Here is a 14,906-nt window from a genome sequence, read left to right as displayed (position 1 = left end):
TTGCCATCAACGAGGAGACAAAGCATGAAATTCAAGTCACTGGTCGTCGCCCTGGCCGCCGCCGTCAGCATGAGCGCGTTCGCGCAAGCGCCGATCGTCATCAAGTTCAGCCATGTGGTCGCGACCGACACGCCGAAAGGCCAGGCCGCCGAGCGCTTCAAGGAGCTGGCCGAGAAGAACACCAAGGGCCGGGTCAAGGTGGAGGTGTATCCGAACAGCCAGCTGTACAAGGACAAGGAAGAGATGGAGGCGCTGCAGCTCGGCGCCGTGCAGATGCTGGCGCCGTCGCTGGCCAAGTTCGGCCCGCTGGGCGTGAAGGAATTCGAAGCGTTCGACCTGCCGTACATCTTCCCGACCAAGCAGGCGCTGTACAACGTGACCGAAGGCCCGATCGGCAAGGGCCTGCTGGCCAAGCTCGAACCGAAGGGCATCACCGGCCTGGCCTACTGGGACAACGGATTCAAGGTGATGTCGGCCAACAAGCCGCTGCACACGCCGGCCGACTTCAAGGGCCTGAAGATGCGCATCCAGTCATCCAAAGTGCTCGACGCCCAGATGCGCGCGCTCGGCGCCAATCCGCAGGTGCTGGCCTTCTCCGAGGTGTACCAGGCGCTGCAGACCGGCGTGGTGGACGGCACCGAGAACCCGCCATCGAACATGTACACCCAGAAGATGCATGAGGTGCAAAAGCACGTGACGCTGTCGAACCACGGCTACCTGGGCTACGCGGTAATCGTCAACAAGAAGTTCTGGGACGGGCTGCCGGCCGACATCCGCGGCCAGCTGGAAAAAGCCATGGCCGACGCCACTACGTTCGAGAAAGCCATCGCCCAGCGCGACAACGACATGGCCCTCGACGCCATCAAGAAGGCCGGCAAGACGACGATCTACACGCCGACGCCAGCCGAGCAGGCGGCGTTCCGCAAGGTCCTGCTGCCGGTGCACAAGGAGATGGAAGGCCGCATCGGCAAGGACTTGATCACCGCCATTACGAAAGAAGCGGCCAAGTAAGGCGGGCCGTAGCACCGGGCGGGTAACACCGTCAGGTTAAGAACCAGCGGCGCGCGCGTCATCGGGGTCAGGTCCCGCGGACCTGACCCCATTTTAGGAATGCGGGGCGAAATGACAATGGGGACTCGGCGTCCCCGTAGTTCCGCGGGAGCAGACCCCGTTTCTGCGCGCCGCGCCAGTCTTCACCTTCACCTCACGGCAGTAGGGCGGCCGGGGCGCTTGTTCGCCGTTTTCGGCATCCGCATTCAACATTCTTAAGACCACGGAGACGTGTCATGTTTCTGAAAATTCTCGATCACCTCGAAGAGTGGGTGATCGCCTTTCTGATGGGCGGCGCCACGCTGATCATCTTCCTGTCGGTCCTGCACCGCTACGGCACCGGCTTGCCGATCCCCTACGTCCAGGACTTCCTGCTGTCGCTGCATTTCGAATGGGCGCAGGAACTGGCGATCATCATGTTCGTGTGGATGGCAAAATTCGGCGCGGCCTATGGCGTGCGCATGGGCGTGCACGTCGGCGTCGATGTGCTGGTGCGGCGCCTGCCCACCGCCTGGCGGCGCAACACGACGCTGGTGGCGCTGCTGTGCGGGATGCTGTTTACCGGCATCATCGGCTCGCTCGGCCTGCGCTTCATCTGGGAAAACGGCATGCACTACGCGTTCTTCTCGCGGCTGGGCATGAATGTCGACGGCGTGCCGGAAGGGCCGACCACGCCGGACCTTGAGTGGCCGACCTGGTTCGTCTATTCGGTGGTGCCGCTCGGCTCCTACCTAATGTGCTTCCGCTTCATCCAGGTGACCTGGATCTTCCTGCGCACCGGCGAACTGCCGCACCAGGACGAAGCGCACGTGGAGGGCCTGGACGATGAGGACGACGAGATGTTCGCCGCGCTCGAACCGGTCACGCCGCTCAGCGCAGGAGGTGCACGATGAGCGCCGCCATTCCTGTTGACGAAAGCCAGGTCTGGTCGAAGAAGAAGGCCGGCATCTGGCTGGGCGCGATCGGCCTGATCCTGCTGGCCGTGTGCATCGCCGGCGGCAAGGTCGGCATCGTGTTCGCGCTGCTGATCCTGCTGATGCTGACCGGCATTCCGGTGTCGATCGCGCTGGGCCTGACGGTGCTGATGTTCCTGTACCTGCTGACCCATGTGCCGGTCGAGGCGGTCGCGCTCAAGCTGTTCTCCGGCATTGAGAAGTTCGAGATCATGGCGATCCCGCTGTTCATCCTGGCCGGTAACTTCCTTACGCACGGCGGCGTGGCCAAGCGCATGATCGGCTTCGCCACCAGCATGATCGGCCACTGGTACGGCGGGCTGGCGCTGGCCGGCATCATCGCCTGCGCCATGTTCGCGCTGGTGTGCGGCTCGTCCGTGGCGACGGTGGTGGCGATCGGCTCGATCATCCTGCCGGCCATGGTCAAGCAGGGCTATCCGAAGGCGTTCGGCGCCGGCGTCATCATCACCGCCGGCTCGCTCGGCATCCTGATGCTGCCGTCGATCCCGAAAGTGATCTACGCGATCTCGACCAACACCTCGATCGGCGCGCTGTTCCTGGCGGGCCTGTTCCCCGGCATCCTGCTGACGGTGATGCTGTGCACCACGACGTGGGTGCTGGCGAAGAAGAACAACTACCCGCGCATGCGCAAGTCCACCTGGGCCCAGCGCTGGGTGGCCTTCCGCAAGAGCGTGTGGGGCCTGATGCTGGTGGTGATCATCATCGGCGGCATCACCTACGGCATCTTCACGCCGACCGAAGCGGCGGCGATGAGCGCCGTGTACGCCTTCCTCATTTCGGTGTTCGTGTACAAGGACTTGCCGATGAAGAAGGTGCCGGCCGTGCTCAAGCGTTCGGCCAGCCTGAGCGCGATGCTGCTCTACATCATCACCAATGCCGTGCTGTTCTCGTTCCTGATGGCGCACGAGAACATCCCGCAGGCGATGGCGGACTGGATCCTGGCCAAGGACCTGGGCCAGGCCGGCTTCCTGTTCTTCACCAACATCCTGCTGCTATTGGCCGGCAACGTGATGGAGCCGTCGTCGATCATCCTGGTGATGGCGCCGATCCTGCATCCGGCCGCGATCCGTCTTGGCATCGATTCTGTGCACTTCGGCATCATGATCGACGCCAACATGGAAGTGGGCCTGTGCCATCCGCCGGTCGGCCTGAACCTGTACGTGGCCAGCGGCATTTCGAAGATGAGCATCTCGGAGCTGACCGTGGCGGTGCTGCCGTGGCTGCTGACCATGCTGGTGTTTCTGGTGATCGTCACCTATTGGCCGGGCTTGTCCTTGTGGCTGCCAAGGGCGATGGGATTGATGTAGCAATCCGCGTGGAAAGGCAAGTAAATTTATTTCAACAGGCGTGCAAAAAAAACCACGCCGCCCAAATGCAGATGCGTTATGATTGGCACCGTTCCAGCGCCCCACAATGGTGCGGCGCCGGTCAAAGAATCGAAGGTTTGGGGAGTAGTGATAAAAACACGGTAGTCCATACCGCAGAAATATCGAGGAGACACACGTTTTACAGAATGCCGTTGGCACTGACCAAACGGCCGGAAACGTGAACGAACTTAAAACGCACCTTCGGGTGCGTTTTTTTTCGCCTGCGGCATGCGCTACACTATGCGTCATGCAAACCATCACTCCCGCCCAGCAGGGCAGCTACATCTTCAGCGCCATCGTGCATGCACCATTTGGCGCCATCGGCATCCGCACCGATGCAGGGCAGGTCCGTGAACTGGTCTACCTGCCGCCCCATTTCAGTGAGAAGGACGCCACCGACGCGACGGCGGACGCCGCCGCGCAGCAGGTGCGGCGCTATCTCGCCGATCCGGACTTCACGTTCAGCCTGCCCTTGTGCGAGGCCGGCAGCGCGTTCCAGCAGCGCGTTTGGGCGGCGATTTCCAGCATCCCGCGCGGCAGCGTGCGCACCTACGGCCAGGTCGCCAAGCACATCGGCTCGGCGCCGCGCGCGGTCGGCCAGGCCTGCGGCGCCAACTGGTTCCCGCTGGTGATCCCATGCCATCGCGTGACGGCGGCCGGCGGCCTGGGCGGCTTCTCGAACCACGACGACGAAAACGGTTTCCACCTGAGCGTCAAGCGCTGGCTGCTCACCCACGAAGGCGCCGCCTTGTCCGGCACCCCATGGCAGCAGCAGTCGATCTGGGCGTGACGGAACCGTCGGCCGCCAATCTGGCGCTGATCGACGAATTCATCGACAACCTGTGGCTCGAGCAGGGCCTGGCCAAGAACTCGCTCGAAGCTTACCGGCGCGACATGCGCCTGTTCGCGCGCTGGCTGGCAGTGCGCCGGCCCCATTGCGCGACCCTGCACCAGGTCGAGGGGCATGACCTGGCCGCCTATTTCGCCGAGCGCCACGACCAGACCAAGCCGAGTTCGGCCAACCGCCGCCTGTCGGTGCTCAAGCGCTTCTACCAGCTGGCGCTGCGCCAGAAGCAGATCGCCACCGACCCCTGCCTGCAGATGGCGTCGGCGAAGCAGCCGGACCGCTTCGTCCACACGCTGACCGAGGCGCAGGTCGAGTCGCTGCTGGCCGCGCCGGACGTGGGCACGCCGCTGGGACTGCGCGAACGAACCATGCTCGAACTGATGTACGCGAGCGGGCTGCGGGTGTCGGAACTGGTGGCGCTGAAGATGGTGGAGTTGAGCCTGAACGACGGCGTGCTGCGCGTGACCGGCAAGGGCAGCAAGACGCGCCTGGTGCCGTTCGGCCAGGAAGCGCGGCGCTGGATCGAGCGGTACCTGCTCGATGCGCGCGGCGTGATCCTCGACGGCCAGGTGGACGACGCGCTGTTCGTCACCGCGCGCGGCGGGCCGATGACGCGCCAGATGTTCTGGGTGCTGATCAAGAAGCACGCGGCGCGCGCCGGCATCCAGGGGCCGCTGTCGCCGCACACCTTGCGCCACGCCTTCGCCACGCACCTGCTGAACCACGGCGCCGACCTGCGCGTGGTCCAACTTTTGTTGGGCCACTCGGACATTTCTACAACCCAGATCTACACCCATGTAGCGCGCGAACGCCTGAAAAGCTTGCACGCCGAGCACCATCCACGTGGTTAATTCAAATGCTGTTTGCATAACTGCGTCATAATGCGGGTTAGGGCATTCCGACAATACAAGAGGTGATCATGGCTAAGACGAATTTTTCGTACGAGAAACGTCAACGGGAATTAGAGAAGAAGAAGAAAGCGGAAGAGAAGGCCAGGCGCAAGGCGGAGGCGAAAGCCAATCCCGGCATGGCTGTCCATCCTGACGACGTGGATGATGCCGTTGAAACGGATACCGATATCGAACGGGCCTCGCCGCAAGAGGAAAGCCCGATTTAAGGCAGAAACAAGAATGGGGTCAGGTTCGCAGAATCGGACCCCATCTTTTTTGGCTTGTCGTTCCTGCCACTGGCAGAAACGACTTCCTGCGGAGCCAGGAACCCATACTCAACACGTACTGCCGCGGCTCATGCTCAGCATGGGTTCCTGCCTCCGCAGGAACGACGGCGGTTACGCGACTTCGGCCAGTTCCTCGGCCGCTTCCTCGTGCTTCTCTTCCCCGCGCTTGAACCAGCGCGTCGCGCGCTTGCCCAGGTTGTCGAGGTAGGAGTAGGCTACCGGCACCACCACCAGCGTCAGCAAGGTCGAGGTAATCACACCGCCGATCACCGCGCGTCCCATCGGCGCCTGCAGTTCGCCGCCGTCGCCCAGCCCGATCGCCATCGGCAGCATGCCGAAGATCATCGCCAGCGTCGTCATCAGGATCGGCCGCAACCGCACCTGGCCCGCTTCCAGAATCGCCGCAAACTGCGGCTTGCCTTCGCGCTGGCCGTGGTTGGTGAAGTCCACCAGCAGGATCGCGTTCTTGGTCACCAGGCCCATCAGCATGACGATGCCGATCACCGAGAAGATGTTCAGCGTGCTGCCCGTCACCAGCAGCGCCACCAGCACGCCGATCATCGACAGCGGCAGCGACATCATGATCGCCACCGGCTGCAGGAAGCTGCCGAACTGGGAGGCCAGCACCAGGTAGATGAAGATGATCGCGATCGCCACCGCGGCGAGGAAGCCGGACATGGTCTCGGCCATCTGCTCCGCGTCGCCGCCGACGTCGAAGCGCACGCCATCGGGCAAGGCAATCGAGTTCATCGCCTTCTTGATGTCGCTGTGGACGTCGCCGTTCGGACGGCCTTCGATGCCGCCGTACACCGCGACGCGGCGTTCCAGCGCCTGGCGCTTGAGCACCTGCGGGCTGGTCGAAGGCACGAACTCGACCACCTGGCGCAACGGCACCATCACCGGATTGCCCTGCGCGTCGCGCTTGCTCGACGCCACCGACAGCTCGGCCAGGTCGGCGATCTTCTGGCGGCCCGTCTTCGGCAGCTGCACGTTGACGTCGTAGTTCTGGCCGTCCGGCGCCAGCCAGCGGCTGATCTGGTCGCCGGCGACGAAGGGACGCAGCGCGGTGCCGATCTGCTGCACCGACAGGCCCAGGTCGCTGGCCAGCTCGTTGTTGATCTTCACAATGGTGGCCGGATTGGCGCCTTCCTGGCTGTATTCGATGTCAGCGACGCCCTTGATGGCGCGCATCTTGTCCATCAGCTTGTGCGCCACCGCATCGAGCTTTGATTCGTCCTGCCCCAGGATCGCGATGAAGATCGGGCGGTTGCCGACCGACATGGTGATGCCGGCAATCGACTGCAGCCGTGCGCGGATCAGTTTTTCCAGTTCCTTCTGCGAGCGGCGCTTGACCTTGTGCACGTCGGTCAGCTTCACGCTCATCATTGCCGCGTTGCGCCCGTCGTAGGTGCCGGCGGTGGTCGAGATGCTGTCGATCTCCTTGTCGAAATCCTTCAGCGCGGCGGTCAGCTGGTCGACTTTCTGCGACGTGTACTCGAGGCTCGAGCCGACCGGCGTCTTGAAGCGCAGCTGGATGTAGCCGCGGTCGATCTCGGGCATCATCTCGCCGCCGACGAAGGGCACCAGGGCCAGGCTGCCGACGAACAGCGCGAGCGCGGTCGCCAGGGTGGCTTTGCGCCAGCGCAGCGCAAGCCCCAGCACCTTGCCGTACCAGACGTGCACGCGGTCGATGCCGTGCTCGATTTTCTCCATCATGCGGCCGAGCCACGGTACATACTTGAAGCGGTTCTTGACCGGATCGGGCCACACCGACGAGAGCATCGGGTCGAGCGTGAAGCTGACAAACAGCGACACCAGCACCGCAACCGCGACGGTGATGCCGAACTGCAGGAAGAAGCGGCCGATCAGTCCTTTCATGAAGGCGATCGGCACGAACACGGCGACGATCGCAAACGTGGTGGCCATGACTGCCAGGCCGATTTCGTTGGTGCCGTCGTAAGCGGCGCGCAAGTGGCTCTTGCCCATTGCCAGGTGGCGCACGATGTTTTCGCGCACCACGATGGCGTCGTCGATCAGCAGGCCGATGCACAGCGACAGCGCCATCAGGGTCAGGAAGTTGAGCGTGAAGCCGAAGTACTTCATCGCGATGAAGCTGGCCATCACCGAGATCGGCAGAGTCAGGCCGGTGATGATGGTGCTGCGCCACGAGTGCAGGAACAGGAACACGATCAGCATCGTCAGCAGTGCGCCTTCGATGATGGTTTCCTTGACGTTGTCGAGCTGGCTTTTCACCTGGTCGGCCTGGTTTTCCATGACCTTGAGCTTGATGTCGCTGCCCAGTTCCTTCTGCAGCTGCGCGATGACCTTGGTGAGGCCATTGCCGACGTCGACCGTGTTGGCGCCTTGCACCTTGGTCACTTCGAGCGAGATGGCGCGGGCGCCGTTGACGCGCGAGATCGACGTTTCTTCCTGCTCGCCGTCAACGATCGTGGCGACTTGATCGAGGTAGACCGGGCCGCTGGCGCGGCGCGCGACGATGATGCGGTTGAAGTCGCGGGCGCTCTTCATCTTGCCTTCGATGCGCACCAGGCGCTCGGCGGCGCCGTAGCTGATGTTACCGGCCGGGAGATTGGCGTTGGTGGTCTGGATCGCGCGCAGCACTTCGTCCACGCCGATGTTCTGGCTCAGCAGCTGCTCGGGTTTCAGGTTGACCAGGATCTGGCGGTTGGTCTTGCCGTTGACGCGCACCTGGCCGACGCCGGCCACGCCCTGCAGGCGCTTGGTGATGACTTGTTCGGTCAGGGTCGACAGCTCGCGCAGACTGCGCGTGTCCGACATCAGGGTCAGCTCAACGATCGGCTGCGAATTGTCGCCCTCGGCGCGGACGATGAACGGCTCCTTCGCCTCCTTCGGAAAGCTCGGGCGCACGCGCGCGATGTTGTCGCGCACTTCCTGCATCGCCTTGTCCATGCTGGTCGACATCTGGAACTCGAGCTGGATGCCGGCGCGGCCTTCCCATGAGTTGCTGCGGATCGACTTGATGCCGCTGACGGTGTTGATCGCGTCTTCCATCGGCCGCGTGATGTCGTTCTCGACCTGCTCGGGCGAGGCGCCCGGATATTGCACCTCGACCCAGGCGAACGGGATTTCCACGTCCGGCATGCTTTCGAGCGAGAGGTTCTTGTACGAGAACAGGCCGAGCACCATCAGGCCCACCATCACCATGGTGGCGAACACCGGGTTCTGAATACTGGTTTTAGTGATCCACATGGCTTAACCCTTGGCAGGAATGGTGGCCGCGGCGACCGGCGCAACGCCGACGCGCACCTTGCTGCCAGGCTTGACGCCGTCGAGCTTGGCGACGATCACGCTGGCGCCCTGGGCCAGGCCGCTGGTGACCTGCGCCATGCCTTCATCCTCGTTGCGCATGCCCACCGTGACGGGCTGCGCCAGCACCTTGTTGCCTTCGATCTTGTAGACCACCTGCTGACCCTTGTCGGTGCGCAGCGCGGACAGCGGCACCAGCGGCGACGCGGCCGACTTGTCGGTGGTGATGCTGCCTTTGGCGAACATGCCGCCGCGCAGGGCGGCGTCGCTGTTGTCGACGGCCACGTACACCACCATCGAGCGCGAACCGGCTTCGGCGGTCGGGCTGATGCGGGCGACCTTGCCGGCGAAATCGCGCTGCGCGAAGCCGTCGACCTTGAAGCGCACTTCCTGGCCGACCTTGATGCGCGGCACTTCCGACGCCGGCACCTGCGCGTCGAGCGTCAGCTGGCGCAGGTTGACGATGGTGAACGCCGGCATGTCCGGCGCCAGCTTCTCGCCGGCCTGCACGTGGCGCTTGCTGACAACGCCTGCCATCGGCGCGCGAATGACGGTGTCGGCCAGCGCGATGCGCGCCAGGTCCAGCTGCGCCTTGGCGGCGTTCAGCGACGCTTGCGCCAGCTCCACGCTGTTTTGTGTCGTGTCGTAGGAATTCTGTGAAATGTAGTTCTGCTTGAGCAAAGCCTGGCTGTTGGCGTTGTTCTTTTTCGCCAGCGACAGGCGCGCAGCGGCTTCGTCGTACGCGGCCTGCTGCTGCGCCACGCGGGCGCGCTGGTCGGCCGCGTCGAGGCGCGCGATGACCTGGCCGGCGGCAACGTTCATGCCTTCCTGCACCGACGTTTCCAGCACCACGCCCGAGACCTTCGACTTGACCGTGGCCTGGTCCACCGGCGCGAGCGAGCCCGACAGCGGCAGGTTCACGCGCAGTTCGCGCGCTTCGACCTGGGCCACGTCGGCTTTCGACAATTCATACACGTCGACTTTCGGCTCGCCTTTTTCATTGCCGGCCTGGGCCGTCTTCGCGGGCGCGGCGCCGGCCTTCGACTTCTGCATGTAGGCCCAGCCGCCGCCGGCGAGCAACACGATCAGCAGGGCGGCAACCGGTTTTTTCCAGCGGCGCGGGCGGGTGGTGGGCTGGGCTTGCGCCAACGGCAGGGTTTCGATTTTCATGGCGTGGTTCTTCGCTGGTGGAGTTGTTGTTCGAGCGTTGGGGAATCGGGGGCGCTTGTGCTCCGCCTTGTCGATGAGGTGGAGCCCCTCGCGCATGTTGACACTATAGAAAATCATCGGTGGCTCTGCCATCGGAATGCGACAGGTGGCGTTTTCGACGCGCTGAAATGCAGAAAACCCCGATGAAGTGCTGAATTTCTTGAATGGAATTGACATGCATATGGAGCGAAGGAAACGGGCCTGCGCATTGCGCACGCGGCGGCGACAAACCGGTGTCACGTCCCGCCGAACTGAGCCATGACTTCCGGTCAGCGTTTGCGCACGCACAAGTGGTAAATAACATGCCTGTTCCAGAATGGAACGCGGACAACACAAGGGGCGTTCAGTGGACGACGAAATGCACGCGCCGGCGCGGGACGGCGCTCCCGGCGGCGGGGACTGCGCAACGCTCGACCTGCTGTTCCGCTTCGTCGCCGCGGTCGAAAGCTCGCCCAACTTCGCCGACCGGCTGCGCGCCCGCACCAGCTTTCGCACGCTGTTCGAGCGCTCGACCGACGCCATTGTGATGTTGCGCGGCCGCGAGATCATCGACGCCAACCCGGCCGCGCTGTCGATGTTCGACTGCGCCAGCCGCGACGACATGGTGGGCCGCAGCCTGCTCGACTTCTCGCCGCCCGAGCAGCATCCCGGCGAGGAGTCCGACCAGCGCAGCGCGGAGCTGGCGGCGCGCGCCTTCGACGACGGCAACCAGCGCTTCGAATGGCAGTACCGCACCGGCGGCGGCCAGCCGTTCTGGGCCGAAGTGGTGCTGACCTCGGTGGCGATCGACCATGACCGCCTGGCCTACGCGGTGATCCGCGACATCTCCCAGCGCAAGTCGAGCGAGCGCTCGCTGACGATGGCCGCGCAGGTGTTCGAGAACTGCCGCGACGCGATCCTGATCCTCGACGCCGCCACCTGCGTGGTGGCGGTCAACCAGGCCTATTCCGACATCAGCGGCTTTGCGCCGGCCGCGGTGATCGGGCGCCATGTGCCCAGCCTGCGCGCGGGCGTGCACGAGCCGGCCTTCTACCAGCACATCTGGGACTACGTGGCCGACCACGATCACTGGGAAGGCGAGATGTTCGCCGCGCGCGCCAACGGCGAGGTGTACCCGGTGCGGGTGGCGCTGACGGCGATCCGCAACGGCGCCGGCGCCATCACCAGCTACATGGCGATCCTGTCCGACATCACCGGGCGCAAGCAGGTCGAGGAGCACACGCGCCACCTGGCCGAGCACGACTTCCTGACCGACCTGCCGAACCGCGTACTGTTCCTCGACCGCCTGCAGCAGGCGATTGCCACCGCGCGGCGCCAGCACACCAAGGCGGCCGTGATGTTCCTCGACCTCGACCGCTTCAAGCAAATCAACGACACCCATGGCCACCAGACGGGCGACCTGGTGCTCAAGGAAGTGGCGGGGCGGCTGGTGCGCTGCGTGCGCGGGGTCGACACCGTGAGCCGCCAGGGCGGCGACGAATTCGTCGTGATCCTGGCCGACATCCGCGGCGCCGAGCAGGCCGCGCACGTGGCCGGCAGCGTAATGCACGCGGTGTCGCAGCCGATGGCCGTCGGCGAGCACGAGGTCACGCTGTCGGTCTCGATCGGCATCAGCATCTGCCCGTGCGACGGCGACGACGTCGACACCCTGATCAAGCACGCCGACGTGGCGATGTACCACGCCAAGCAGAACGGCCGCAACGCCTACCAGTTCTTCAGCCCAGAGATGAACGCCGAAGTGGTCGAACGGGTGGAGATGGAAAACCAGCTGCGCCACGCGCTCGAGCACGGCGAGTTCGTGCTCGAATACCAGCCCGAGATCGACATCGCCAGCGGCCTGACCACCGGCGTCGAGGCGCTGATCCGCTGGCGCCATCCCGAGCGCGGCCTGCTCGCGCCCGACCAGTTCCTGCCGATCGCCGAAGCGTCAGGCCTGATCGTGCCGATCGGCGAGTGGGTGCTGCACCAGGCCTGCGCGCGGGCGCGCGCGTGGCGCGACCAGGGCTATCCGGTGGCGGTGGCGGTGAACCTGTCGAACGTGCAGTTCATCCACCACAAGCTGCTGGAATACGTCGATGGCGCGCTGGCCGCCTCCGGGCTCGATCCGCGCTTCCTCGACCTGGAAGTCACCGAGGGCATGATCATGAATGGCGACAGCGCCACCATCGCCACGGTGGAGGCATTGAGCCGGCGCGGCGTGCAGCTGACGGTGGACGACTTCGGCACCGGCTGTTCGAGCCTGTCGACCTTGCGGCGCTACCGGCTCTCGCGCCTCAAGATCGACCGCTCGTTCATCGGCGACATCACGCGCGAGCCCGACGACGCGGCGATCGTCCCGGCCATCATCGCGGTGGCGCGCAGCCTGAAGCTGCGGGTGGTGGCAGAGGGCGTCGAGACGGAAGAACAGCTGCGCTTCCTGCAGCTGCACGGCTGCGACGAATACCAGGGCTTCTACGCGAGCATGGCCAGCAGCGACCCGGACCTCACGCGCCTGCGTCCATGAGGCGGTCGCCCACGTCGAACAGGCGGATGCGCGCCAGCACCTGGCCGTGATCGGACGCCTCCGGCAATCCCAGCACCAGGTGGTCGTTCAGATAGGTCACGTCGACCACTTCGCCGATCGCGTTCGGCAGCGCAGGGTTGAATTCCTCCGACACCAGGATATGGTCGATGGTCGTGTACTGGCCGTCGTGCATGCTGGAGAAGCCGACGTGGCGCGCGCAGTCGCCGCTGCGCTGCAGCTGGCAGGCGTCGAACAGGCGCTCGCCAAGCGGGGCACCGGCGCCGATCACGATGCCGGTGGTGACCGCGTCGGCGACGTCGTTGAAGTCGCCCAGCACGACGCGCGGACGGCGCCGTTCGTGCGCCAGGTTGCTGAGCAGGACGCGCAGCGCCACCGCCTCGGTGCCGCGCCGGATCAGGGAGCGCAGGCAGGCCAGCGCATACAGTTGCGCGTCCTCGCTGCTGTCGCCGGTGCGGTAGTCGGGCCGCTTCGATTTCAGGTGTACCACCACCACGTCGATCGTCACGTCGGGCGAGGCGATCACCTGGGCGTGCACGACCGGGCGCGCGAAGCGGGCGGCGTCGCGGCTGCCGGCGGGCATGGCGACGCCGTCGGGGAAGTGCGGATATTCGACGCCGGCGCAGGCCAGCGGCAGGCGCGATACCAGCGCCACGCTCGGTGTCAGGCGCTCGGCGTTCGGGTCGGGATCGAAGCCGACGTGGATGGCGTCGCGATACTTGCGGGTGCGCGACAGGGCCAGCTTCAGCGCCGACTGCGAAAAGATCTCCTGGAAGCCGATCACGTCGGCGTCGAGCAAGTCGATCTGGCGCGCGGTCCAGTTGATTTTCGCCTCGAATTCTTCCTCGGTGTGCGGCACGAGGTTGTCGTACAGCTTCGCGCCGGCCGGGGCCAGGTTGAGGAGGTTGAAGGTGGCAAAGCGAATTTCCTGCTGCATAATACGAAGCTCCACAATTTACGAACAGCGTATCACGCATGGCCAGGAAAGAGCACATCTCAGAAACGCCCGCGACCCAGTTCCTGCGCAAGCAGCAGGTCGCGTTCAGCGAGCATCCCTACGCCTACGAGGAGAAGGGCGGCACCGCGGTATCGGCGCGCGAGCTTGGCGTCGATGAACACGCGGTCGTGAAGACCCTGGTCATGGAGGATGAGTTCGCCAAGCCCCTGATCGTGCTGATGCATGGCGACTGCAAGGTATCGACCAAGGAACTGGCGCGCCAGGTCGGCTGCAAGAAGATCGAGCCGTGCAAGCCGGAAGTGGCCAACCGCCACACGGGCTTCCTCGTTGGCGGCACCAGCCCGTTCGGCACGCGGAAAACAATGCCGGTGTATGTCGAAAAAACGATCCTCGATTTGCCGCTCATTTACATCAACGGCGGCCGGCGCGGTTACCTGATCGGCATATCGCCGCAGGAGCTGCCGCGCCTGCTGGAGGCGCGCGCGGTCGAGGTGGCCCTGAGCTGAGGACGGGCGGGCGCCGGCGCTGCTAGTTGTCGGTGAAGTCGAAACCAATTTGCAAGGCGACCCACGGCTTGCGATTGTTCCTGAACTTCACGACGTTGTCGCTGCTGACGGAGTCGACACCGACGAACACGCCCAGCTTGAACGGCCTGAGGCCCTGCGCCTTGCTGATGTCCCACATCACCCCGCCAGCAATGGAATAGGCCATCAGGTCTGGAGTGCTGATGATCTTGTCCTGTGCGTCGCGTACCTCGCCCTTGACACTGCCGATGGTGGCAGCGACCGCGAACGTGTGAGCCGATCCTGGGGTTCCCAGGCGCCAGCCCACATATGGCCCGATTCCGACGCCTGACCCGAAGCTCTTGTCGCCTGCATAGTATTTGTAGGGAATCGCGAGCGCGCCATAGGTATAGCCTGTGCGCCTGGCGCCGAACTCGATCAGGTCGCTGGCTTTTACTTCTCGCGCGATATGAAGGCTGTCGCTTTCATTGTAGACAGTCAACATCCTGTCATCCTTGCCCAAGGGTTTCTGCGACAACACCTTCAAACTTTGACCATTGCTGCCCCCCAGGCGAAACGGATTTGCTCCGTCGGGCATCGCGACGATCTTGAAGTGGTCACCCACATAGTCGCCGCTGGCGCTGGTCTCTGGTTTTGTGTCGAAGATACACTTGTCTCCTTTGAGTGTATTCATTCCCCCGGCCACGGCGCGGCAGTACGGTGCTGGCGCCGGCCCTGCCAGCTTGCATTCGGGATCCATCTTGCCATTTACCGCGTCGCATTGATCTCGTGTGTATCTGGCGACCGCGGGATCGACTTCGCATTTGCCGGCGTTGTGGAGGTAACCCGACGCGCACCGCGGGGCACTCAGGTCGTATTGCTCGGCCTTTGCGGGCGTTGCAAGGAGCACCAGGACCAGGCTCAATGGGATGAAGACGATCATTTTCGAACGCGCGTGCATGGCTGCTCCTGGTGAGGGGAATCGATGGGCCTTCGGCTTGCGGCGACGGGC

12 protein-coding genes are annotated in these 14,906 nt (G+C 64.3%); 8 read left to right on the top strand and 4 right to left on the bottom strand.

The window, feature by feature from the left end; all coding sequences use genetic code 11:
• The first annotated feature begins 24 nt into the window (after nt 1-24).
• The 6 genes from Q4S45_RS16550 to Q4S45_RS16525 all read left to right on the top strand — a co-directional run bounded on the left by Q4S45_RS16550 (nt 25) and on the right by Q4S45_RS16525 (nt 5,355).
• Nucleotides 25-1,011 (top strand): TRAP transporter substrate-binding protein, encoded by a 987-nt coding sequence (locus Q4S45_RS16550; protein WP_305506114.1) that lies wholly within the window; start codon nt 25-27, stop codon nt 1,009-1,011.
• A gap of 281 nt (nt 1,012-1,292) precedes the next feature.
• Complete coding sequence (locus tag Q4S45_RS16545) at nt 1,293-1,943, top strand: TRAP transporter small permease (protein ID WP_305512128.1); 651 nt, start codon at nt 1,293-1,295, stop codon at nt 1,941-1,943.
• A gap of 143 nt (nt 1,944-2,086) precedes the next feature.
• The gene (locus Q4S45_RS16540; protein ID WP_305512127.1) at nt 2,087-3,331 is read left to right on the top strand and encodes a TRAP transporter large permease; all 1,245 of its coding nucleotides are present in this window, start codon (nt 2,087-2,089) and stop codon (nt 3,329-3,331) included.
• 307 nt (nt 3,332-3,638) lie between these two features.
• On the top strand, nt 3,639-4,181 hold the full coding sequence (locus Q4S45_RS16535; protein WP_305506112.1) for a methylated-DNA--[protein]-cysteine S-methyltransferase: 543 nt from the start codon (nt 3,639-3,641) through the stop codon (nt 4,179-4,181).
• Nucleotides 4,154-5,089 carry a site-specific tyrosine recombinase XerD gene (xerD, locus tag Q4S45_RS16530; protein ID WP_305506110.1) on the top strand — a complete coding sequence of 312 codons (936 nt, stop codon included), beginning with the start codon at nt 4,154-4,156 and terminating at the stop codon, nt 5,087-5,089. The genes Q4S45_RS16535 and xerD overlap by 28 nt, the downstream gene beginning before the upstream one ends.
• A gap of 68 nt (nt 5,090-5,157) precedes the next feature.
• Nucleotides 5,158-5,355, top strand: a complete 198-nt coding sequence (locus Q4S45_RS16525; RefSeq protein WP_305506108.1) for a hypothetical protein — start codon at nt 5,158-5,160, stop codon at nt 5,353-5,355.
• A gap of 171 nt (nt 5,356-5,526) precedes the next feature.
• Here Q4S45_RS16525 and Q4S45_RS16520 read toward each other — a convergent pair whose 3' ends face one another.
• Nucleotides 5,527-8,646 carry an efflux RND transporter permease subunit gene (locus Q4S45_RS16520; RefSeq protein ID WP_305506106.1) on the bottom strand — a complete coding sequence of 1,040 codons (3,120 nt, stop codon included), beginning with the start codon at nt 8,644-8,646 and terminating at the stop codon, nt 5,527-5,529.
• 3 nt (nt 8,647-8,649) lie between these two features.
• Nucleotides 8,650-9,873: an efflux RND transporter periplasmic adaptor subunit gene (locus tag Q4S45_RS16515; RefSeq protein WP_305506104.1), complete on the bottom strand. Its 1,224-nt coding sequence runs from the start codon at nt 9,871-9,873 to the stop codon at nt 8,650-8,652.
• A gap of 385 nt (nt 9,874-10,258) precedes the next feature.
• On the opposite strand from Q4S45_RS16515, the gene Q4S45_RS16510 reads away from it, so the two are divergent.
• Nucleotides 10,259-12,415, top strand: coding sequence for a bifunctional diguanylate cyclase/phosphodiesterase (locus Q4S45_RS16510; RefSeq protein WP_305506102.1), 2,157 nt, complete (start codon nt 10,259-10,261; stop codon nt 12,413-12,415).
• Here Q4S45_RS16510 and Q4S45_RS16505 read toward each other — a convergent pair.
• Nucleotides 12,396-13,370, bottom strand: coding sequence for an endonuclease/exonuclease/phosphatase family protein (locus Q4S45_RS16505; RefSeq protein ID WP_305506100.1), 975 nt, complete (start codon nt 13,368-13,370; stop codon nt 12,396-12,398). The genes Q4S45_RS16510 and Q4S45_RS16505 overlap by 20 nt on opposite strands.
• Nucleotides 13,371-13,408: 38 nt before the next feature.
• Here Q4S45_RS16505 and ybaK point away from each other — a divergent pair, with 38 nt between their 5' ends.
• Entirely contained in the window at nt 13,409-13,897 is a 489-nt protein-coding gene (gene ybaK / locus Q4S45_RS16500) for a Cys-tRNA(Pro) deacylase (RefSeq protein ID WP_305506098.1), read from the top strand.
• Nucleotides 13,898-13,919: 22 nt separating this feature from the next.
• On the opposite strand, the gene Q4S45_RS16495 is transcribed toward ybaK, so the two are convergent.
• Complete coding sequence (locus tag Q4S45_RS16495) at nt 13,920-14,855, bottom strand: hypothetical protein (protein ID WP_305506096.1); 936 nt, start codon at nt 14,853-14,855, stop codon at nt 13,920-13,922.
• Between the last annotated feature and the right edge of the window lie 51 nt (nt 14,856-14,906).

The organism is Massilia sp. R2A-15 (genome assembly GCF_030704305.1).
Taxonomy (GTDB): Bacteria; Pseudomonadota; Gammaproteobacteria; order Burkholderiales; family Burkholderiaceae_D; genus JAFCUW01.
The sequence above is the reverse complement of the archived record's forward strand: the minus strand, read 5'-3'. Positions and strand labels throughout refer to the sequence as shown.

Bases quoted from the DNA above. Each gene is read 5' to 3' on its own strand.
- Q4S45_RS16550 (WP_305506114.1), top strand. From the start codon at position 25: ATGAAATTCAAGTCACTGGTCGTCGCCCTGGCCGCCGCCGTCAGCATG.
- Q4S45_RS16540 (WP_305512127.1), top strand. From the start codon at position 2,087: ATGCTGACCGGCATTCCGGTGTCGATCGCGCTGGGCCTGACGGTGCTG.
- Q4S45_RS16535 (WP_305506112.1), top strand. From the start codon at position 3,639: ATGCAAACCATCACTCCCGCCCAGCAGGGCAGCTACATCTTCAGCGCC.
- xerD (WP_305506110.1), top strand. From the start codon at position 4,154: ATGGCAGCAGCAGTCGATCTGGGCGTGACGGAACCGTCGGCCGCCAAT.
- Q4S45_RS16525 (WP_305506108.1), top strand. From the start codon at position 5,158: ATGGCTAAGACGAATTTTTCGTACGAGAAACGTCAACGGGAATTAGAG.
- Q4S45_RS16520 (WP_305506106.1), bottom strand. From the start codon at position 8,646: ATGTGGATCACTAAAACCAGTATTCAGAACCCGGTGTTCGCCACCATG.
- Q4S45_RS16515 (WP_305506104.1), bottom strand. From the start codon at position 9,873: ATGAAAATCGAAACCCTGCCGTTGGCGCAAGCCCAGCCCACCACCCGC.
- Q4S45_RS16505 (WP_305506100.1), bottom strand. From the start codon at position 13,370: ATGCAGCAGGAAATTCGCTTTGCCACCTTCAACCTCCTCAACCTGGCC.
- ybaK (WP_305506098.1), top strand. From the start codon at position 13,409: ATGGCCAGGAAAGAGCACATCTCAGAAACGCCCGCGACCCAGTTCCTG.
- Q4S45_RS16495 (WP_305506096.1), bottom strand. From the start codon at position 14,855: ATGCACGCGCGTTCGAAAATGATCGTCTTCATCCCATTGAGCCTGGTC.